Source organism: Candidatus Borkfalkia ceftriaxoniphila, from assembly GCF_004134775.1.
GTDB classification, from domain to species: domain Bacteria; phylum Bacillota; class Clostridia; order Christensenellales; family Borkfalkiaceae; genus Borkfalkia; species Borkfalkia ceftriaxoniphila.
The window spans coordinates 148578-168625 of record NZ_SDOZ01000003.1 but is presented as its reverse complement, the minus strand read 5'-3'; the positions used below and the strand labels follow the sequence as shown (position 1 = coordinate 168625).

The 20048-nt window shown below is 54.2% G+C and carries 19 protein-coding genes; 15 read left to right on the top strand and 4 right to left on the bottom strand.

Features of this window, described 5'->3' with window-relative positions; all coding sequences use genetic code 11:
• The 12 genes from ESZ91_RS09425 to asnB form a co-directional block, all read left to right on the top strand.
• On the top strand, positions 1-504 hold a 504-nt coding region (locus ESZ91_RS09425; RefSeq protein WP_161971125.1), incomplete at its 5' end, for a hypothetical protein.
• Between the two features lie 126 nt (positions 505-630).
• Entirely contained in the window at positions 631-1143 is a 513-nt protein-coding gene (locus ESZ91_RS09420; protein WP_129226602.1) for a hypothetical protein, read from the top strand.
• Positions 1144-1147: 4 nt separating this feature from the next.
• Positions 1148-1363 carry a hypothetical protein gene (locus ESZ91_RS09415; RefSeq protein WP_129226600.1) on the top strand — a complete coding sequence of 72 codons (216 nt, stop codon included), beginning with the start codon at positions 1148-1150 and terminating at the stop codon, positions 1361-1363.
• 237 nt (positions 1364-1600) lie between these two features.
• Positions 1601-3682: a glutamine synthetase III family protein gene (locus ESZ91_RS09410; RefSeq protein WP_129226598.1), complete on the top strand. Its 2082-nt coding sequence runs from the start codon at positions 1601-1603 to the stop codon at positions 3680-3682.
• A gap of 46 nt (positions 3683-3728) precedes the next feature.
• Positions 3729-5447, top strand: coding sequence for an ammonium transporter (locus ESZ91_RS11795; RefSeq protein ID WP_129226596.1), 1719 nt, complete (start codon positions 3729-3731; stop codon positions 5445-5447).
• A gap of 242 nt (positions 5448-5689) precedes the next feature.
• Positions 5690-6793, top strand: a complete 1104-nt coding sequence (locus tag ESZ91_RS09400) for a class II glutamine amidotransferase (RefSeq protein ID WP_129226809.1) — start codon at positions 5690-5692, stop codon at positions 6791-6793.
• Complete coding sequence (locus tag ESZ91_RS09395) at positions 6790-8298, top strand: glutamate synthase-related protein (RefSeq protein ID WP_129226594.1); 1509 nt, start codon at positions 6790-6792, stop codon at positions 8296-8298. Before ESZ91_RS09400 ends, ESZ91_RS09395 begins: the two co-directional genes overlap by 4 nt.
• An 11-nt stretch (positions 8299-8309) precedes the next feature.
• Positions 8310-9032 carry a GltB/FmdC/FwdC-like GXGXG domain-containing protein gene (locus ESZ91_RS09390; RefSeq protein ID WP_129226592.1) on the top strand — a complete coding sequence of 241 codons (723 nt, stop codon included), beginning with the start codon at positions 8310-8312 and terminating at the stop codon, positions 9030-9032.
• Between the two features lie 10 nt (positions 9033-9042).
• On the top strand, positions 9043-9579 hold the full coding sequence (locus ESZ91_RS09385) for an ANTAR domain-containing response regulator (RefSeq protein WP_129226590.1): 537 nt from the start codon (positions 9043-9045) through the stop codon (positions 9577-9579).
• Between the two features lie 9 nt (positions 9580-9588).
• Positions 9589-10422 (top strand): diaminopimelate epimerase, encoded by an 834-nt coding sequence (gene dapF, locus ESZ91_RS09380; protein WP_129226587.1) that lies wholly within the window; start codon positions 9589-9591, stop codon positions 10420-10422.
• Positions 10423-10493: 71 nt separating this feature from the next.
• The gene (locus tag ESZ91_RS09375; protein ID WP_129226585.1) at positions 10494-11675 is read left to right on the top strand and encodes an LL-diaminopimelate aminotransferase; all 1182 of its coding nucleotides are present in this window, start codon (positions 10494-10496) and stop codon (positions 11673-11675) included.
• 15 nt (positions 11676-11690) lie between these two features.
• Positions 11691-13274 (top strand): asparagine synthase B, encoded by a 1584-nt coding sequence (asnB, locus tag ESZ91_RS09370; RefSeq protein WP_129226583.1) that lies wholly within the window; start codon positions 11691-11693, stop codon positions 13272-13274.
• Positions 13275-13311: 37 nt separating this feature from the next.
• Here asnB and ESZ91_RS09365 read toward each other — a convergent pair whose 3' ends face one another.
• The 4 genes from ESZ91_RS09365 to ESZ91_RS09350 are packed head-to-tail and all read right to left on the bottom strand — an operon-like array spanning position 13312 to position 16293.
• Positions 13312-14523 carry a cofactor-independent phosphoglycerate mutase gene (locus ESZ91_RS09365; RefSeq protein ID WP_129226581.1) on the bottom strand — a complete coding sequence of 404 codons (1212 nt, stop codon included), beginning with the start codon at positions 14521-14523 and terminating at the stop codon, positions 13312-13314.
• A gap of 3 nt (positions 14524-14526) precedes the next feature.
• Entirely contained in the window at positions 14527-15207 is a 681-nt protein-coding gene (locus ESZ91_RS09360; protein WP_129226579.1) for a uracil-DNA glycosylase, read from the bottom strand.
• Positions 15200-15643: an S-ribosylhomocysteine lyase gene (locus ESZ91_RS09355; RefSeq protein WP_201270895.1), complete on the bottom strand. Its 444-nt coding sequence runs from the start codon at positions 15641-15643 to the stop codon at positions 15200-15202. The genes ESZ91_RS09360 and ESZ91_RS09355 overlap by 8 nt, the downstream gene beginning before the upstream one ends.
• Positions 15640-16293 carry a 5'-methylthioadenosine/S-adenosylhomocysteine nucleosidase gene (locus ESZ91_RS09350; protein WP_129226577.1) on the bottom strand — a complete coding sequence of 218 codons (654 nt, stop codon included), beginning with the start codon at positions 16291-16293 and terminating at the stop codon, positions 15640-15642. Before ESZ91_RS09350 ends, ESZ91_RS09355 begins: the two co-directional genes overlap by 4 nt.
• Positions 16294-16417: 124 nt before the next feature.
• Here ESZ91_RS09350 and ESZ91_RS09345 point away from each other — a divergent pair, with 124 nt between their 5' ends.
• The 3 genes from ESZ91_RS09345 (at position 16418) to ESZ91_RS09335 (ending at position 20023) form a co-directional block, all read left to right on the top strand.
• Entirely contained in the window at positions 16418-17665 is a 1248-nt protein-coding gene (locus ESZ91_RS09345; protein ID WP_129226575.1) for a hypothetical protein, read from the top strand.
• A 109-nt stretch (positions 17666-17774) separates the two neighbouring features.
• Positions 17775-18746, top strand: a complete 972-nt coding sequence (locus ESZ91_RS09340; RefSeq protein ID WP_129226573.1) for a 3'-5' exonuclease — start codon at positions 17775-17777, stop codon at positions 18744-18746.
• Complete coding sequence (locus ESZ91_RS09335) at positions 18743-20023, top strand: RsmF rRNA methyltransferase first C-terminal domain-containing protein (RefSeq protein ID WP_129226571.1); 1281 nt, start codon at positions 18743-18745, stop codon at positions 20021-20023. Before ESZ91_RS09340 ends, ESZ91_RS09335 begins: the two co-directional genes overlap by 4 nt.
• Positions 20024-20048 lie beyond the last annotated feature (25 nt).

Sequence of the window (20048 nt, the reverse complement as noted above, 5' to 3'; positions counted from 1 at the left end):
GCGGAAACCATTGTCAAAGTCCATGAGAAAATCATCCGAGACAGTTCGGGATTACAGACGCTCGTTAAGAAGCGCGACGAGGCGAAGAAAGCGGCTGATAATATCGTAAAAGCGATAGAAAAAGGTATCATCACCGATTTTACCAAAGACAGGTTAGCGGCTCTGCAAGACGAGGTGAACTGCCTGGATATAGAGATTAACAAGGAAACGCAGAAAACCTATGCGCATCTGACAGTCGAGGAAGTAGAAAAATATCTCCTCTCCAAAGTGTTCGAGGATCCCGACGATATGAAAACCCGGAAGACGATTGTAAATACCTTTATCCGCGATATTATCTGGTACGGCGACCGTATCGTGATTACCTATAACTTCCAGGAGAACATATTTACGGAAAGATTTTCCAAAAACTATGTGGAAAAAGCTGAAAAGCAGATCGGGGACGCTTCCCGGTCTGCCTCTTCTTTCTCTTTGAGTTCGTACTTATTCCCTCAATCGGCGCCATAAAAAAAGTTCGAATAGCGATGTAGCTATTCGAACTTTTTTATATATAAAGGAATTTTTTATAAGAAGACAGACGCGTTAATGCGTCTGTCTTTATTTTAATAAAATAAATAATGTGTTATAATAAATGTGAATATCATTCAGAAAGGGGATGATTCCATTGGGTTTTTGATCGTTAAAAAAGAAAAATGGAATAATTTGGTAAAAGTCCGAACTTTTACTGTAATTGAATTTTGTATAATAAAAAGGAGTGATAATGATGAGAAAAAGACATTGAAGAAAGCAAAGATAAAGTGGATCGTAAAACGCCTCTCTTATATTAAGAAAATGATGAAAGAGAATAAGGTGGAAGCGGATTTTCGGATCGGCAAGAAAAAAGAACACATCGTTATCGATGACGATGTGATAAAGGTTTTGGCGATCATGGATGAAATCATAGAAAACGAAAAGACTAAATGGCTGCAAAAATGTTTGTCTGATGTAAAGAAAGGGAGAAAAGGCATAACCATTATAGTTGACAGCCCCTTTGAAAAAGGCAAGTTTTATTTGACAAAAGAACGATTTATCAATAAAATTTACGAATGTTGTATTTATAAAGGATACGTGTCGTATGACGACATAATGAACGAAGATATCGGGTGAGGCAATGCGTAAGAAAAGTGCGGAAGAGGTATTAGAACTTCTAATGCGGCATTTAATAGTCGGGATAGAAGAGTTGTTCGATTATAAGAATATCGAAGGGGAAGAGTTTCAATACGGCGAGAGAGTGGCATACACGGAATGCCTGGAATGTTTACAACAGTGGACCAATGCGGACCGGCACGGATTAGATTTCGATATCGAAAAGAGATATCCGTTATGAACCAAGAGCGAAATAAGCCATATTTATCGCAAGCGCGTATAAATATGGCTTACTTTTTTCTAATGGCACATATAATTTTTTGTGATAAATCGAATTTCTTCTGAATCATTGACAAAACGGCGGGCAAAGAATTATAATTTGGGCATAAAATTCAAACGGGCAACAAAGGCGTTGCGGCGGAGACTTCAAAGGCGAGGTCTTCTCCGCGGCGCCTTTTGCTTTTGCAGGAGGTAAACCATGAAAGTCCCCGAATTGTTCGCATCGAACGTATTCAACCGTCAGATCATGCAGGATAAACTGCCGAAAGAAATTTACAGATCGCTCTTAAAAACCATCGACGAGGGCGCGCCGCTGGATATGAGCGTGGCAAACGTGGTCGCCAACGCGATGAAGGATTGGGCGGTGGAAAAGGGCGCCACGCACTTTACCCATTGGTTCCAGCCCATGACGGGCGTCACCGCCGAAAAGCACGATTCTTTTATATCGCCCACCAAAGACGGCAAAGTCATCATGGAATTTTCGGGCAAGGAACTGGTCGTGGGCGAACCCGATGCGTCGAGTTTCCCCAGCGGCGGCGTGCGCGCGACTTTCGAGGCGCGCGGCTATACCGCGTGGGACCCGACCTCCTTCGCCTTCGTCAAGGACGGCACCCTTTATATCCCCACGGCATTCTTTTCGTACAGCGGCGAAGTACTGGATAAAAAGACGCCGCTTCTCAAAAGTATGGCTGCGCTCAACGAGCAGGCGCTGCGCATATTGCGCCTGTTCGGCAACGAAACGGTCAAGCGCGTGTATCCCACCATCGGCGCGGAACAGGAATATTTCCTCATCGATCGTAAAATGTACGACGCGCGCAAAGATCTTGTTTTTACGGGACGCACGCTGTTCGGTGCGAAAGCCCCGAAAGGGCAGGAGTTGGAAGACCATTATTTCGGAGCGATTAAGACACGCGTTTCCGAATACATGAAGGACTTGGACGAAGAATTGTGGAAACTGGGCATTTTGGCAAAGACAAAACACAACGAAGTCGCGCCCAGCCAACACGAACTCGCCCCCGTCTTTACGAGCACGAACGTCGCCTCCGATCAGAACCAACTCGTGATGGAAACGATGAAAAAGGTCGCAGGCCGTCACGGATTGTATTGCTTGCTTCATGAAAAGCCTTTTGCGGGCATCAACGGCAGCGGCAAGCACAATAACTGGTCGATGAGTACGGATACGGGAATGAACCTGCTCGATCCCGGCTCCACACCTGCGGAAAACGGGCAGTTCATGCTCTTTCTGACGGCGGTCATCAAGGCTGTCAACGAGCATCAGGATCTTCTGCGCCTGTCCGTCGCGAGCGCCGGCAACGACCATCGTCTTGGCGCGAACGAAGCGCCGCCCGCCATCGTATCGGTGTTTTTGGGCGAAGAACTGGAAGCGGTCATCGATTCGTTGGAGAGGGGCGTCAAGTACAGCGACAAGGGAAGAAAAACGATGAAACTCGGCGTAGATACGCTGCCCGAGTTGCCGAAGGATACGACCGACCGCAACCGCACTTCTCCCTTTGCTTTTACGGGCAATAAATTCGAATTCCGCATGGTCGGCGCTTCTCTGTCGCTTGCGGGTCCGAACATCATCATCAACACCATCGTCGCGGACGCGCTGCGTACCTTTGCCGAAGAACTGGAAGGGGCAAAAGATTTCAATGCGGCATTGCACGATCTGGTGGTACGCGAGTTGAAGGAGAACGGGCGGATCCTGTTCAACGGCAACAACTATTCGGAGGAATGGGCGAAAGAAGCGGCGCGGCGCGGCTTGCTGAACTTGAAAAATGCGGCGGAAGCGCTCCCTCTCTTTGCGGATAAAAAGAATATCGGTCTTTTTGAGCGCAACGGCGTATTCACCGCGCGCGAAGTCGTCACCCGCACGGATATCATGCTCGAAAATTACTGCAAGGTGCTCAACATAGAGGCTCTTACCATGATTGAGATGGCAAAGCGGGATATCTGGCCCGCCGTCAACGAATACATCGAAACGCTGTGCAACACCGCTCGCAGTAAAAAGGAGGCGGGCGCCGCAGCGGCTGCGGATCGTCGGCTCATACAAAAACTGTCCGCCGACAACGATGCGATGTTCGAGAGGGCGGAGGCGCTGGAAGGGCTGCTCGTGGAAGGCAAAGCGTGCGGGACGCCCGCGCTGCTCGCGGCATTTTTTGCGGAAAAAGTCATACCCGTCATGTGCGAACTGCGCATGTACGCGGACGGAATGGAGTTGGATACCGCCGCGAAGGTCTGGCCTTTCCCGACATACGGCGATATACTTTTCAGCATGTAAGACGTAAAAAACTGCAACAAACAATAAATTTTCGGAGGTATTTCGAATGGGTATATTCGGTTCGACGGGCATATGGTTTTTGATAGGCGCCATACTCGTCTGGTTTATGCAGGCAGGGTTTGCGATGGTGGAAACGGGTTTCACGCGCGCGAAAAACGCGGGCAACATCATCATGAAAAACCTTATGGATTTCTGCCTCGGCACGATCGTGTTCGTATTGCTCGGCGCGGGGCTGATGATGGGCGAGGACGTACTTTTCGGCTTGGTCGGGCTCCCCAATCTCGGCATTTTTACCGATTTTGCAAATTACGATTGGTCGGCGTTTTTCTTCAACCTCGTATTTTGCGCGACGACCGCGACCATCGTTTCGGGCGCGATGGCCGAGCGTACGAAATTTTTGTCCTATTGCATCTATTCTTGTGTGATCAGCGCGATCGTCTATCCCGTCGAGGCGCACTGGGCGTGGGGCGGCGGATGGCTCTCCAAAGAAATTCTGGGCGTGACATACATTGATTTTGCGGGATCCTCGCTGATCCACATGGTCGGCGGCATCTCCTCGTTTATCGGTGCGCTCATTCTCGGTCCCCGCTGGGGCAAGTATCTGGATAAGGATAAAAGGCCCACGCTTGACCGCAGAAAAGCAGTGCACGTCCGTGCGATTCCCGGGCACAACCTCACCATCGGCGCGCTGGGCGTATTCATTCTCTGGTTCTGCTGGTACGGATTCAACGGCGCGGCAGCGTCCGATATGACGCAGTTGGCGCAGATCCTCGTCGTAACGACGGTCGCGACGGCCGCAGCCACCTGCGCCACGATGATATTTACCTGGATCAAGAATAAAAAACCGGACGTTTCCATGACGCTCAACGGTTCGCTCGCGGGACTGGTCGCGATCACGGCAGGCTGCGCGGCGGTGGACGTGGTCGGCGCGTTTTTTATCGGCGTAGTTGCCGGGATCCTCGTAGTGGTCGCCGTTGAATTCATCGATAAAAAGTTACATATAGACGACCCCGTCGGCGCGATCGCGGTGCATGGCTGCAACGGTCTGTGGGGCACGCTTGCATGCGGACTGTTCTCGGTCGGCACGGGCTTGTTCTATACGGGTAACTTCGCGCAATTACTGGTACAGTTCATCGGTGTCGTCAGCATTGCGGCGTGGACGATCGTGTGCATGGTCGCTCTGTTCCTCATTCTCAAACGCACGGTCGGGCTCCGCGCTTCCAAAACGGAAGAGGTGGAAGGGCTCGACAAGCACGAACACGGTCTGCCCAGCGCATATGCGGATTTCGTGGCCGCGCCGCTCGCGGCTGAAATGCTCGATCCCGAAGGGATACCTGCCGAGCCTGCGGGCGTGCCGGTGGTCGATACTTCGGCGCCCGCGTTGCGGCAGAGTTCCGAAAAAGACGAAAAGTTATCGAAGGTAGTCATCCTTACCAAACAGTCCAAATTCGAAGACCTCAAACAGTCATTGAGCGCTATCGGCGTGACGGGTATCACGGTCACGCAGGTACTCGGCTGCGGCGTGCAGAAGGGCGCGGGCGAATATTACAGAGGCGTCAAGGTGGATATGGATCTGCTGCCCAAGGTCAAAGTCGAAGTGGTCGTCAGCAAAGTACCCGTAGCCGAAGTGGTCGCGGCGGCGCGCAGCGCGCTGTATACAGGGCATATCGGTGACGGGAAAATATTCGTCTACGACGTGGAAGACGTAGTCCGCATCCGCACGGGTGAAACGGGTTACGACGCCTTGCAGGACGAGAACGGATAAACGGGTGCGATTTGTTCCGCACGTTGCTCGCGCAATGGGAGAGCCCCGCCTGAAAATTCTCAGGCGGGGCTCTTCCGTATAAACTCCCGTTATACGGTGTATCAGCATAACAAAACGCAAGTTTTTCTTATGGTTTCCATAAAAAATGGCGAAAAAACGAATTTTTCTCCATTGCTTGACGGTACGCACGGGCGAAACTATAATAAAACGCGTATTGAAAAGTGCAAGGGAGAGCGACAATGATTTTATATGAAGGTCAATTCAGAAACCCGTCGGGCTGCGCGGTCGCGGGCGTTATAGACAGGAGCGGCAGGCCCATGAGCGGCGAGGGAATGATCGAGGCGATCTCTGTCATGCACGATCGTTCCAACGGTCTGGGCGGCGGGTTTGCGGGTTACGGGATCTATCCGCATTACAAAGATTTTTATGCCTTTCATCTCTTTTACAGCAAAAAGGAGGCGCAGGAGGAAACGGAAGCCTTTCTCGGCAGACATTTTGAGATCGTCTATTCCTCGGAAATGCAGACGCGCAAGATCCCTTCCGTTCGGGACGAACCGATCATTTACCGCTATTTTTTCGCGCCTCTTCCGCAAAAACTTGCGCGCAGCCATCTGGACGAACGCGAATACGTCGCAAGGTGCGTCAACCGCGTCAATGCGCAGATAAGCGGCGCCTATGTCTTTTCCTGCGGCAAAAACATGGGGATCTTCAAGGGCGTCGGGTATCCCGAAGATATCGGCAGATTTTACCGTCTGGAAGAATACGAGGGATACGCCTGGACGTGCCACGGCCGTTACCCGACCAACACGCCCGGCTGGTGGGGCGGCGCGCACCCGTTCGGGCTTTTGGATCTTTCCGTCGTTCACAACGGCGAAATTTCCTCCTATGACGCGAACCGGCGTTATATCGAAATGTTCGGCTACAAATGCACGTTGCAGACGGACACGGAAGTCATTACGTATATCATCGATTACCTTATGCGCAAGCAAGGGCTCACGCTTGAAGAAACCGCGCACGTCATTGCGGCGTCTTTTTGGAGCACCATCGCCGAAAAGGAAGCGGGGGCAAGAGAACAGGAAACGCTCCTGCGCCGTATGTTTCCCTCGCTGCTCGTAACCGGACCGTTCTCCGTTATTCTGGGCTATACGGGCGGACTGATGGCGCTGAACGACCGCTTGAAACTACGTTCCATGATCTGTGCGGAAAAGGGCGATAAGGCATACATTTCCAGCGAGGAGAGCGCGATCAGGCGCATCGAGCCGTCACTCGATAAGATCTGGGCGCCGGCAGGCGGCGAACCCGTCGTTTTCGAACTGTACGATAAAAAAGGAGAGCGCGAGCAATGAATATGTATATACAGCCCGATTATGAAGTCGTCCGCAGCGAAAAAAAATGTATTGTTTGCCGTGTTTGCGAGCGGCAGTGCGCCAACCTGGTGCACTCTTTCGATGCGCGGACAGGAAAAATGCTCGCGGACGATTCCAAATGCGTAAACTGTCACCGCTGCGTATGCCTGTGCCCGACGCACGCGCTAAAAATCGTGAGATCGGACGATGTCTATAAACCGAACGCCAACTGGGATAAGCCGACGATCGACGAAGTATATAAGCAGGCAGACACGGGCGGCGTGCTCCTTTCCTCGATGGGCACGCCCAAAACGTATCCGATCTATTGGGATAAAATGCTGCTCAACGCCTCGCAGGTCACGAATCCGCCCATCGATCCTTTGCGCGAGCCGATGGAAACGCAGGTATATCTGGGCAAACGCACCGTTAGGATCGAACGGGACGAAAAGGGCAGGATCAAAAACAATCTGCCGCCGCAACTGAAATTAAAGGTGCCCGTCCTGTTTTCGGCGATGAGTTACGGTTCCATTTCTTACAATGCGCACGAGTCGCTCGCGCGTGCGGCGGAGACGCTGGGTATCTATTATAATACGGGCGAGGGCGGACTGCACAAGGATTTCTACAAATACGGGAAAAATACCGTCGTGCAGGTGGCGAGCGGCCGATTCGGCGTATTCAAAGATTATCTGGAAAACGCAGCCGCCATCGAAATCAAGATGGGGCAAGGCGCGAAACCCGGGATCGGCGGACATCTGCCGGGTACGAAAATTTCGGCGGACGTTTCCGAAACGCGCATGATCCCGCAAGGTGCGGACGCCATCTCTCCCGCGCCGCATCACGATATCTATTCCATCGAGGATCTGCGCCAACTCGTATATTCTGTCAAGGAAGCGACCGAATATAAAAAGCCCGTCATCGTAAAGATCGCGGCGGTCCATAACGTCGCGGCGATCGCGAGCGGCATTGCCCGAAGCGGTGCGGACGTCATCGCCGTCGACGGTTTCCGCGGCGGCACCGGCGCGGCGCCCACGCGCATCCGCGACAACGTAGGGATCCCCATCGAACTCGCTCTCGCGCAGGTGGACGAACGATTGCGCGAGGAAGGGATACGCGACGAGGTTTCCGTCATTGCGGGCGGTTCCGTCCGTTCGAGCGCGGACGTGGTAAAGGCGATCGCGTTGGGGGCGGACGCCTGCTATATCGGAACGGCGGCGCTGCTTGCTTTGGGGTGTCATCTCTGCAGGTCCTGCCATGAAGGCAAATGCAACTGGGGCATCGCCACCCAAAGACCCGACCTCGTCAAGCGGCTGGATCCCGAAGTCGGATATAAGCGGCTCGTCAATCTCGTAACGGCGTGGGAACACGAAATACAGGAGATGATGGGCGGCATGGGCATCAATTCCGTCGAAGCGCTGCGGGGCAACCGCCTGATGCTGCGCGGCGTGGGGCTGAACGAGCCCGAACTGAAAATACTCGGCATTCGGTACGCAGGCGAATCGCTGTAAAGGAGAAAATCATGATCATAGATGCTGAAAGTCTGCATTTTTCCGCGCTCAACGAAGCGGTTCGGGCGTGCGGGGAAAAGCATATTTCCATAAAAAACTGCGTCGGGCAGCGCTACATAGCCGCAGGCCTTACGGGCAGGGAGATCGAGATCTCGGGTACTCCCGGCAACGCTCTCGGCGCGTATTTGAACGGCGGCGCGATCCGTGTGCTCGGCAACGTACAGGAAGCCACGGGCGACACGATGAACGGCGGAGAAATAGACGTGTTCGGCAGTGCGGGCGACGCGTCGGGCTACGCCATGCGCGGCGGGAAAATTTTTATCCGCGGCGACGCGGGTTACCGCTGCGGAATCCATATGAAAGCGTATAAGGAAAATAAACCCGCTCTCGTGATCGGCGGCAGGGCTGGCAGTTTTTTGGGCGAATACCAGGCGGGCGGCATTATCGTCGTGCTCGGCAACCACAAGGACGGCAAACCGATCATCGGCAATTTCTGCGGGACGGGTATGCACGGAGGCGAGATCTATCTGCGCTGCGAAAAGGTCCCCGCAAAACTGCCCGCACAGGTCAGGGCGGAAAGGCTGGAAAAGATTCCGCAGGGTACGGTGCGCGCGCTCGTTTCGCGGTGGTGTTCGCTCTTTGGAGAACAGGAAAGCGCGTTTACGGAAGCGGTGTATTATCGGCTCACGCCCGACAGCGAAAATCCGTACAGACAGATGTACGCGTTTCATTAGGGATATTGCCATGCAGAAGATCACGGTGCACTGCGGTTCGGACACGGTGAATAAAAAGGTCTGCCGTTTTTTGCGGGAGAACGGCTTTCAGCCTCGTTCGGCGTCGGAAGAGGAAAACGGCTCGATTCTTGCGCTGTTCGTTTCTCTTCCTAAGGGGAGTTGGGAGGAAAAAGCGCGCGCACTCGCAAACGGCGGTACGGCGGTTATCGCGATCGTATCTCCCGAAGAGGCGGCAAGCGCCGAACGCGAACTTTCGGGCGTCGGGGGCGCGGTACTTTGCCGCCCCGTGCGGCCTTCGGAACTGTTGCAGGCGTTGCGTATATGCGCGCGCGTAGGCTGCCGCTTGCGTGCGTTGGGCGACGAAAACGAGCGGCTGAAAGCGACGATCGGCGAGTTGAAACTGATCGACCGCGCGAAGTGTGCGCTCGTCGGGTATCTGGGCATGACGGAGAAAGACGCGCACAGATTTCTCGAAAAGCAGGCGATGGACAGACGGCTGCCCCGCCGTGAGGTCGCTTTGGAAATTTTAAAGGCTTACGAAACATAGGAGGGCGTTATGTTGCGGAAATTCGTAAAAATGGAGGGCGCGGGCAACGATTATATTTATTTCGACTGCCTGCGCGAACCGCTCGCCTCACCCGAGAATTTGGCGGTGCGGCTTTCGGACAGACACAGGGGCATCGGCGGCGACGGGATCGTACTCATCTGCCCGAGCGGGCGTGCCGATGCGAAAATGCGTATGTTCAACGCGGACGGGAGCGAGGGAAAAATGTGCGGCAACGCTATCCGCTGCGTGGGAAAATATCTGTTCGAGAGCGGCGCCGTGCCAAAGAGCGAAATGGAGATAGAAACTTTGAGCGGCATAAAGCGGCTTTGGCTTTTTCCCGAAGGCGGAACGGTGCGGCGGGTGCGCGTGGATATGGGAAAGGCAGAATTCGCCGCCGCAAAAATTCCCGTAAACCTTCCCTCGGCACAAATCATCGATTATCCCTTACGGCTCGCGGGCATGCAGCGGCGCATCACGTGCGTTTCGATGGGCAACCCGCATTGCGTCGTATTTGAAGATCCCGACGGCATTGAACTGGACGCAGTAGGACCGTTGTTTGAAAACGCCTCCGTGTTTCCGCAGCGCGTCAATACGGAATTCGTTCAAAAGACGGGCGAACGCTCGCTGAAAATGCGGGTATGGGAGCGCGGCAGCGGGGAAACGCTCGCCTGCGGCACGGGCGCGTGCGCGGCTGCTGCCGCGTCGGTCGCGATCGGTATGTTTCCGCGGGGCGAAGATATAACGGTACGGCTTCCGGGCGGGGAACTGGTCGTCAACGTGGGCGACCGCGTTCTGATGACGGGCGAGGCGCGCATGGTATTTACGGGCGAAACAGAACTGTAAAGAAATGCGGCGATCCTGCCGCAATACTCTCCGCACCGCGCTTTCGCGGGCGGAAAAGGAATCGAAAAACCATGAAGATCAACGAAAATTACCGCAGTCTGCGGGATAGTTACCTCTTTTCGGACATTGCGCATAAGGTGGCGGCGTTTTCCGAAAGTCACCCCGATCGGCGGATATACAAAATGGGAATCGGAGACGTGACTCTCCCGCTCGCGCCCGCCGTCGTTGCGGCAATGGAAGAAGCGGTGCGCGAACAGGGCGAAAGGGCGACCTTCCGCGGCTACGGGCCCGAGCAGGGCTATCCGTTTCTGCGGGAATCGATACGAGAATATTACCGTTCTTTCGGCGCGGCAGTGGATGCGGACGAGATCTTTGTTTCCGACGGCGCGAAGAGCGATCTGGGCAATATCCTCGATCTTTTCGATCCCGATAATACCGTGCTTATTCCCGATCCCGTATATCCCGTCTATGTGGATACCAATAAAATGGCGGGGCGCAAAATCATATATTGTGCGGCAACGCGGGAAAACGCGTTTCTGCCCATGCCCGATACGTCGGTAAAGGCGGATATCATCTATATCTGTTCGCCCGATAATCCGACGGGAGCGGCATACAGCATCGAACGGCTCCGCGCATGGGTGGATTACGCGCGGGAACGCGGCGCCGTGATTCTGTACGACGCGGCGTATGAGAGCTTCGTATCGGAAAAGGGGCTCGCGCGCAGCGTCTACGAGGTCGAGGGCGCGAAGGAATGCGCGATCGAGTTCTGCTCCTTTTCGAAAACGGCGGGGTTCACGGGCACGAGGTGCGGTTATACGGTCGTTCCGTTCGCATTGAAAAGGTGCGGTATGTCGCTGCATGCGATGTGGCTGCGCCGCCAGACGACCAAATTCAACGGCGTCGCATACGCCGTACAGCGGGGCGCGGCTGCGGCGCTTTCCGAAGAGGGGCTTCGGCAGATCCGTGCGAATCTTTCCGTTTACCGCAACAACGCAAAAATCATCTGCGACGCGTTGGATACGCTTGGCATATGGTACACGGGCGGCAGAAATTCGCCGTACGTGTGGCTGCAATGCCCGGGTTTTACAAACAGTTTTGCGTTTTTTGATTATTTGCTGGAAAAGACGGGCGTGGTCGGAACGCCGGGCGGCGGATTCGGCAGAAACGGCGAAGGATATTTCCGCCTGACCTCTTTTGCCGACGAAACGACGGTGCGCGGGGCGATGGCGGCGTTTTCGGCGGCGTTCGGCTGATAAAGGAGTAAGAGTATGTGTTCTATATTTTGCTGTACGAGCAGACAGATAGATAAGGCGCAAATGCAGCGCTGTTTCGATAAAACGGTTTCGCGCGGGCCCGACATGACCGCGCTGGACAGCACGCCGAGCGGGTATATGGGATTTCATAGACTCGCCGTTATGGGACTGAATGCGGAGGGGATGCAGCCTTTCTGGATGGGCAAAAATATGCTCGTATGCAACGGAGAAATATACGGTTTCCGCGCCCTTCGGCGGGATCTGGAGGCAAAGGGGTACGTCTTTCATTCGAAGAGCGACTGCGAGATATTGCTGCCCCTGTATGCGGAATACGGCGTAAATATGTTTTCCATGCTCGACGCGGAATTTGCGCTCGTGCTTTACGACGGAAATACGGGAGAGTATATCGCTGCGCGCGATCCCATCGGCATACGCCCGCTCTATTACGGGTATCTTTCGGGCGGGGAGATCGTGTTCGCGAGCGAGCCGAAAAACCTTGTCGGGTTTGTAGCCGGGCAGATTTATCCGTTCCCGCCCGGAAAGTATTACCGCGGCGGAAAGTTTATTTCTTACTGCGATATGACCGCCGTCGGCGGCTATACGAACGGCAGTCTCGATGAGATTTGCAGAAATATCCGTGAAAAACTCGTTGCGGGCGTTGAAAAACGGCTGGACAGCGATGCGCCGCTCGGGTTTCTGCTCTCGGGCGGGCTGGACAGTTCCCTTGTGTGCGCCATCGGACAGCGCGTGCTCAAAAAACCTATCCGCACGTTTGCCGTCGGCATGGATACGGACGCCATCGATCTGAAATATGCCCGCGAAGCCGCCTCCTATATAGGTTCTGATCACCGCGAAGTCATGATTACGCGCGAGGATGTGCTCGCCGCTCTGGAAGAGGTCATCGCCGCGCTCGGCACTTTTGACATCACCACGATCCGCGCATCCATGGGAATGTATCTGCTGTGCAGGGAGATCCGTCGCACAACGAATGTGCGCGTTCTGATGACGGGCGAGATCTCCGACGAGTTGTTCGGGTACAAATATACCGACTTTGCACCGAGCGCGGAAGAATTTCAAAAGGAATCGCAAAAGCGCGTGCGCGAACTTCATATGTACGACGTTCTCCGAGCCGATCGCTGTATTTCCGTCAACTCGATGGAAGCGCGCGTGCCTTTCGGCGATCTTGCCTTCGTAAAATACGTCATGGGCATCGATCCCCCGCTGAAAATGAACACCTATGGGCAGGGCAAATATTTGTTGCGCCGCGCATTCGAGGGGGATTGGCTCCCGCACGGCATACTTTACCGCGAAAAGGCGGCGTTTTCCGACGCGGTGGGACATTCCTTAGTGGACGACCTGAAAGAATATGCCGAACGGAAGTACGGAGCGGAATGGCGGAAAATCGCGGAAAAATACGCTTATCACGCAAAGCCGTTTACGAAGGAGAGCCTTTTATATCGGGAAATTTTCGAAAAATATTATCCCGGGCAGGCGGCGATGGTTTCGGATTTTTGGATGCCGAACAAGAGTTGGGAGGGCTGCGACGTGAACGATCCGAGCGCGCGCGTACTCTCCAACTACGGCGCGAGCGGCCGCTGAAAAACAATAAAAAGGAAACCGACAGGTTTCCTTTTTTCTATTTGTTCAAAAGTTTTTGCATGAGAAGGTATCCGTCCTCGACGAAAACGCCCGTCGCCTCGGCGTGTTCCTCGTCGTAGCGCGCTGCGCCCGCGGAAAGATCTTTTTCGCTGTCGTATAAAAGATAGGGAACGGGATCGGAGGTATGCGTGCGGATACAGATTGGCGTGGGGTGGTCGGGACATACGAGCATACGAAATGGCTCTTTCGCATCGTTCAGTCCCTTTACGAGCGTTCCCACAACGGCGCGGTCGATCTCTTCGATGGAAAAGATCTTGTGCTTTACGTCGCCCTGATGCCCGCACTCGTCGGGTGCCTCCATGTGAATGTAAACGAGGTCCAGACCGTTTAAAAGGGCGCTGAGAGCCGCGTCGGCTTTGCCTTGAAAGTTGGTATCGTAATTGCCCGTCGCGCCCTCTACGTCGAGAATTTGCATGCCTGCGAGCATGCCGATGCCCTTTACCAGATCGACGGCGGAGATCACGCCGCCTTTCACGCCGAATTTTTTTTCGTAATTTTCCAGCGCGGGTTTCGTTCCTTCCCCCCAGAACCATACGGAATTGGCGGGGCGCTTGCCCGCCGCGATCCGCGCAAGGTTGACGGGATGATCTTTCAAAAGTTCGTAGGAGCGGCGCATCATGCCCAAAAGTTCTTTCTGCAATTTCCCTTGGGGAAGATGACCGCGCACGGGGCGCTCCGTAATGTCGTGGGGCGGCGTAAGATCGTTTCCCGTTTCGCCCTTGTCGATGACAAGGCAGTGACGATAACTCACGCCGCTGTACAGCGTAAATTTTTCGTCGTCGAAAAACGTTTTCAGATATTCGATCAGTTCATTCGCCTCGCGGGTGGAAATTTCCCCCGCGCTGTAATCGATCATGCGTTTATCTTCGTAATTTTCCTCGTCGGAAACGGTCACGAGATTGCAGCGCATGGTAACGTCGGTGCTGCGAAGGGGAATGCCGATGGAAACCGCTTCCAAAGGCGAGCGCCCCGTATAGCCCTGTTTGGGATCGTAACCGAGCACGGAAAGATTCGCCACGTCGCTGCCGGGCTTCATGCCGTCGGGCACGGTCTTGCACATACCGATCTCGCTGCGGGCGGCAAGCGCGTCGAGATTGGGCGTACGCGCGCTTTCGAGCGGCGTTTTATTGCCCAGGTTTTCCAGTTTTCTGTCCGCCATGCCGTCGCCGAGCACAACTATGTATTTCATGATTTAACCTCGCTGTTTACAAAGATTCCAGTCGATTGGCTCTATGCCGTTGGCTTTGAGATATTCGTTGGTTTTGGAAAAATGTCTGCATCCGAAAAAACCGTTGTACGCGGAGAGCGGGGAGGGATGCGCGCATTCCAGAATGAGATGTTTTCTCCTGTCTATGAGCGGCTTTTTAGAACGCGCGTTGCCGCCCCAGAGAATGAATACGAGATGGTCGCGATTTTCGCTTAAAATGCGGATCACGTTGTCGGTAAACCACGTCCAGCCGCAGTTTTTGTGCGAATTGGCTTGATGCGCGCGCACCGTGAGCGCGGTGTTCAAGAGCAAAACGCCCTCGTTCGCCCAGTTCGTCAGATCGCCCGAGGAAGGGATCTCGCATCCGACGTCTTCTTTGAGTTCCTGAAAAATATTCACGAGCGACGGGGGCGGCTGTACGCCTTCTTTCACCGAAAAGCACAATCCGTGCGCCTGATTCACGTTGTGATAGGGGTCCTGCCCCAGAAGCACGACTTTCACGCGCTCGAAGGGCGTCAGTTTGAAACAGTTGTAAATGTCGTACATGTCGGGATAAACGACGTGGTGCGAGTATTCCTGTTTCAGAAATTCATGAATTTTTGCGTAATTTTCGTCTTGGAATAATTCTTCCAGCGCCTCGTCCCAGCCTCCGCCCAGTTTAATCATCGGCTTTCACCTCGGATAGTATGGCTGCGTACGCGGCGCATTCTTTTCTTGCGCCGTCTAAATCGTGTTCAAGATAATTGCCGCACTCTTTTTTCGACGAACCGGGGATTTCCTCCGCCTGCGCGCCCAGAGAAAAGGCGCGGCGCAGTTCGCCGAGCACCTGTTTGAAAGACAGAGCGACCGTCAGAAGATAAAACCCCGTGCGGCAGCCCATGGGCCCGAAATAGATGATATTCTCCTTATGCGGACCGTTCCGAAGGAGCGTGGCAATGATATGCTCTATGGTATGCAGCGCTTTGGGCGGAACGTAGTCGCCGCCGTTGGGCGTTTTCATGCGCAGGTCGAAAGTGGAAACGCCTTGCTGTACGGTGGAAAGGTACAGCCCCGTCTGCAAATTGTCGTGATCTTTACAAAAGGAAGGGATTTTTTCCATCATTTCACCTCGCTGAATATCTGCGGGACGGCGGCCGTCAAAGCGCCGAGCGCGCGCGCCAGATTATCCCTGTACTGCTGCACGCAGTCGCCGCCCACGACGTCGGAAATCGCCTTGTACATATAGAGGGGCACTTTTGCGGATAGCGCGACCTGCGCGATCGCGGCGCCTTCCATGTCGCGGATATCCGCGTAAAGTTCGTCGTTTAAGAGTGCCAGATCCTGCGTGCTGTCATTGAAACGATCCCCGGTTGCGAGCGTCGCAAGGGGGAAAGCGCTCTTTGCGAGTACGGGAAGATAGGGCGAATCGTATTCGTCCAGCGTGCCGATCTTCGTATGGTTGAGTTGACTCAGATCGAAATCGTACTGCACCGCCTTTTCGATCGCGAAAACTTTCCCGAGCGCCGTGCGGGGAGAAATGCCGCCCGCCACGCCGATGTTCAGAAGGGCGTCGGCTTCCAGTTTATCGATCGCCATCTGCGCGCCCGCAGCGGCGTTCACCTTTCCCACGCCGCACACCACAACGTGAAATTCCCTGCCGCACGCGGATGCGAGAACGACGGTCTTTCCGCAAAGCCGATAGGATCTTTGCGCGGCGCATCTGCATAAAAGCGCGTCCGCCTCCCGCTGCATGGCGGTAATGACTGCTAACATAGAATGCCTCTTTCGTTTTTCTTTATTGTACCAAAAAACAGAAAATTTTGCAATTATATGAATAGGAAAAGGGCGCAATGTTCATAATATACAAGTCAAATTTCAAAAATTTGCGGAGGTAGTTATGAATCCATTTAAGGAAACTTACAAAAGCATTGAAAAGACGTATAAGAATTGGAAGAGCATCAACGTAAAACCTTACGACAAAAACGAAGTGGACCCGTACACGCGCGTCCGCATCATTTTAATGAACGGCACGGAATTCGAGGCGATCTGGAACACGCACCGCTTTAACCGCCATTGCCCGAACAACGACGTTCGCCGCGCCATGGCGATGATCCGCCGCGGCGAACAGCAGCAGCAAAAGCGCATCGCCAATTTAAAACCGCGCAACGAATCCATTCTCGAACACACTTTGGGTTACGAACAACTCGCCGTCGATCTGACCGCCATTATGGCGCAGCGCGAGAAGAACGCCTACGTGAAGAAACAGTTGGATTTCGCTCTGCTCGAAGATTTCGACCATTTATACCGTTACAGCGACCTGATGGATCTCGAAAAGGGCGCGCACGCCGATGCGATCATCGGCAAATACACCGAAGTGATGCCCGGCCGTCCGACCGTTTCTGAACCGCGCCACCCTTACGACGACGTGGATTTCTATATCAATAACTATCTGAGCGATCCCGTCACCCGCCTCAACGCGGGCATCATCACCGCGGCGGAACAGCAGACCATGAACTATTATCTCAACGTCGCCAACCTGTACGAGAGCGAACTGGGCAGAAAACTGTACGCCGAGATCGCGATGATCGAGGAACAGCACGTCACGGGCTACGGCAGCCTGATGGATCCCACCGTGACCATGTATGAATGTATGGTCATGCACGAATATACCGAATGCTACCTCTACTGGTCGTGCTATAACGACGAAACGGACGCGCGCATCAAGGATATCTGGCTGATGCACTATGAAGAAGAACTTTCTCACCTGCATTACGCGGTGGAACTTTTGGCAAAATACGGCGGCAAGGTCTGGCAGCAACTCTTCCCCGAGGGCGGCGATTTCCCCGAACCCATTCTGTTCAAGCCGCAGAAGGAATACGTCCGCAAAGTGCTCAAGAGCGTCCGCCTGACGGGCAGGATGGAGGACTGGGAAGAGGTGGACAAAGTGCCCGAAAAGTTCCGTTTCTTCTCTTACAACCGCGGCGTGCTCGGCTCCGCGGAGAGCATGGCGAGCCACGCCGTCATTGCGAAGCATATTACCAAAAAGGGCGAGGATTACCGCATTCAGGACAAGGCGCATCCGATCCCCGAACTTTCCGCCCGCGATACCGACAATACCGAGATCGGCCGCGTGCAGGGCAAATAGAGATCACGCAGGAAGACCCGACGCACACGCGTCGGGTTTTTGCTTTACTTATTTTTCCGCTTATGCTATAATCTTACCGTATAAACCATTGAAATCAAGAGCGGGAAATATGAACTACGTTTTTTTCGACATTGAATGCGCATGCGTCTACAAAGACGTAGCCAAGATATGCGTGTTCGGGTACTGTATCTGCGACGAAAAATTCAATATACTGAAAAAAGAAGATATATTGATCAATCCGAACGGCAAATTTCATCTGACCGCGCACGGCGGCGACGGGATCGTCTTGCCGTACAATTACGAAGATTTCAAAAAATATCCCGATTTTCCCGCATTCTACCGTACGATTAAAGATCTTTTGGAGGGCGGCGACAAGATCGTCGTGGGGCACGCGGCCGTCAACGACGTCAAGTATCTGAATCTGGAAACAAGGCGATATAAATTGCCTTCCTTTTGTTTTGAATTTGCCGACACGCAGATATTGTATATGGCGATGAGCGAAACGTTCGACCGTCAGACGGGGCTGGATAAACTGACCGAACTGTTTCAAATAGAGTTTCAGGCGCACTGCGCGGCAGACGACGCCTATGCGACCATGAGAGTCGCCGAGGCGATGTGCCGCGAAAATCAGTGTACCTTTCCCGGACTTTTGGAAAAGTATCAGATCCGCAACGGCAGTATCCGCGATTATACGTTTACCAACTGCTCTTCCAAACGCGGAAACGAATATTATGAAAAGCGCGCCCGCGAGAAAGCGGAGCGCGAAAACGTACGCGTGGAATTCAATAACTTTGTCAGCCGCACGCGCATGCGCCCGCAGACGCGCGAATTGTACGGCAAGCGTTTTACGTTTTCCCGCAAGATCGAGGAAGATCTTTCCCTTTCCAAGCGCCTCGTGCGGGAGATCTGCCGCAGGGGCGGCCGCTATTCTTTGAAACTCGGCGCGGCGAACGTGTTCGTCACGGAGGAAAACGACGAGAGCGTGCGCAGCGTGACCGCCGCGCGGCTTGTAGGCGAGGGCAAACCTTTGCAGATCTTGCATCTGTCCGACCTGTATTCTCTTTTGGAGTTGAACGAATGAATCTCCCCGAAAAATATATGCAGAGAATGAGAGCCGCGCTCTCCGATTATTCGGAGTACGCGGCGATTTTCGAAAAAGAACCTTATAAAGCCGTGCGCGCGAATACGCTGAAAGTCAGCCCGTCCGAATTTTCGCGCGTTGCGCCCTTTCCGCTCGAAGGGGGCGTCCCGTGGGCGGAAAACGGCTTTTATATTTCCGACGAAAGACCGGGACGCAGCCCGCTGCACGACGCGGGCGTCTTTTACGTGCAGGAGCCGAGCGCCATGTGCGCCGTGCCGCTCCTGCAAATCGGAAAGGGCGACAGGATTTTAGATCTTTGCAGCGCACCCGGCGGCAAGGGGACGCAGATCGCCGAACTGTTGCAGGGGACGGGCGTCGTTCTGATGAACGAAAAGATCCCCGACCGTGCGAAGATTCTTTCGCGCAACGTCGAGCGGCTTGGGATCCGCAACGCGGTCGTGACCAACGAAGATCCCGAAACGCTCGCGGCGGCGTTCCCCGCATATTTCGATAAGATATTGGTGGACGCGCCCTGTTCGGGCGAGGGAATGTTCCGCAAAGAGCCCGCGGCGATCGAAAACTGGAGCGAGGAAAACGTGGCGATGTGCGCCGCGCGCCAGGACAATATTTTGCGCTGCGCGGCGGCGATGCTGCGCGGCGGCGGCAGGCTGGTCTATTCCACCTGCACCTTTTCGCCCGAAGAGGACGAGGAGGCGGTCGGGCGCTTTTTGAAGTCGCACCCCGAATTTATTTTAGAGCGGCAGGAAAAACTGTATCCCCACCGCGTGCGCGGCGAAGGGCATTTCGCCGCGGTGCTCGTCAAGGAAGGGGAAGGGCGCGGCGCGGTGCGCAGGCACTGGCGCAAGGCGGACAAGAGGCTCGTCAATCTTTACCGCGCGTTCGAGCGCGATTTTCTGAAAACGCCGCTCGAGGGCGATTTCATCGCTTTCGGCGAAACGCTGTATCTCGTGCCCGAAGAATTGTTTTCGCTGGAAACGCTGCGCGTGCTGCGCGCGGGCGTCTGCCTCGGCGAACACGTCAAGGGGCGTTTCGAGCCCGACCACGCGCTCGCCATGAGCGTGAAAACCAGCGACGCCTTGTGCGCAGAAGAACTTTCCGACCGCGTAAACGCCTATTTAAAGGGCGAGGAGTTGTCCGCGCAGTCGGCAGGCAGAGGGTATTGTCTGTGTACGTATATGGGTTTTCCGCTCGGTCTCGGAAAGGCGAGCGGCGGCGCGCTCAAAAATCGTCTGCCCAAAGGACTTCGAAAATTTTAAATCGATATAAAAAAATCACCGCCGC

What these genes read in the sequence shown, in the direction of transcription:
- ESZ91_RS09365 (WP_129226581.1), bottom strand. Translation starts at nt 14,523, where the DNA reads ATGAAATACATAGTTGTGCTCGGCGACGGCATGGCGGACAGAAAACTG.
- ESZ91_RS09415 (WP_129226600.1), top strand. Translation starts at nt 1,148, where the DNA reads ATGCGTAAGAAAAGTGCGGAAGAGGTATTAGAACTTCTAATGCGGCAT.
- ESZ91_RS09340 (WP_129226573.1), top strand. Translation starts at nt 17,775, where the DNA reads ATGAACTACGTTTTTTTCGACATTGAATGCGCATGCGTCTACAAAGAC.
- ESZ91_RS09355 (WP_201270895.1), bottom strand. Translation starts at nt 15,643, where the DNA reads ATGATGGAAAAAATCCCTTCCTTTTGTAAAGATCACGACAATTTGCAG.
- ESZ91_RS11795 (WP_129226596.1), top strand. Translation starts at nt 3,729, where the DNA reads ATGGGTATATTCGGTTCGACGGGCATATGGTTTTTGATAGGCGCCATA.
- ESZ91_RS09375 (WP_129226585.1), top strand. Translation starts at nt 10,494, where the DNA reads ATGAAGATCAACGAAAATTACCGCAGTCTGCGGGATAGTTACCTCTTT.
- dapF (WP_129226587.1), top strand. Translation starts at nt 9,589, where the DNA reads ATGTTGCGGAAATTCGTAAAAATGGAGGGCGCGGGCAACGATTATATT.
- asnB (WP_129226583.1), top strand. Translation starts at nt 11,691, where the DNA reads ATGTGTTCTATATTTTGCTGTACGAGCAGACAGATAGATAAGGCGCAA.
- ESZ91_RS09345 (WP_129226575.1), top strand. Translation starts at nt 16,418, where the DNA reads ATGAATCCATTTAAGGAAACTTACAAAAGCATTGAAAAGACGTATAAG.
- ESZ91_RS09410 (WP_129226598.1), top strand. Translation starts at nt 1,601, where the DNA reads ATGAAAGTCCCCGAATTGTTCGCATCGAACGTATTCAACCGTCAGATC.
- ESZ91_RS09390 (WP_129226592.1), top strand. Translation starts at nt 8,310, where the DNA reads ATGATCATAGATGCTGAAAGTCTGCATTTTTCCGCGCTCAACGAAGCG.
- ESZ91_RS09360 (WP_129226579.1), bottom strand. Translation starts at nt 15,207, where the DNA reads ATGATTAAACTGGGCGGAGGCTGGGACGAGGCGCTGGAAGAATTATTC.
- ESZ91_RS09335 (WP_129226571.1), top strand. Translation starts at nt 18,743, where the DNA reads ATGAATCTCCCCGAAAAATATATGCAGAGAATGAGAGCCGCGCTCTCC.
- ESZ91_RS09385 (WP_129226590.1), top strand. Translation starts at nt 9,043, where the DNA reads ATGCAGAAGATCACGGTGCACTGCGGTTCGGACACGGTGAATAAAAAG.
- ESZ91_RS09350 (WP_129226577.1), bottom strand. Translation starts at nt 16,293, where the DNA reads ATGTTAGCAGTCATTACCGCCATGCAGCGGGAGGCGGACGCGCTTTTA.
- ESZ91_RS09395 (WP_129226594.1), top strand. Translation starts at nt 6,790, where the DNA reads ATGAATATGTATATACAGCCCGATTATGAAGTCGTCCGCAGCGAAAAA.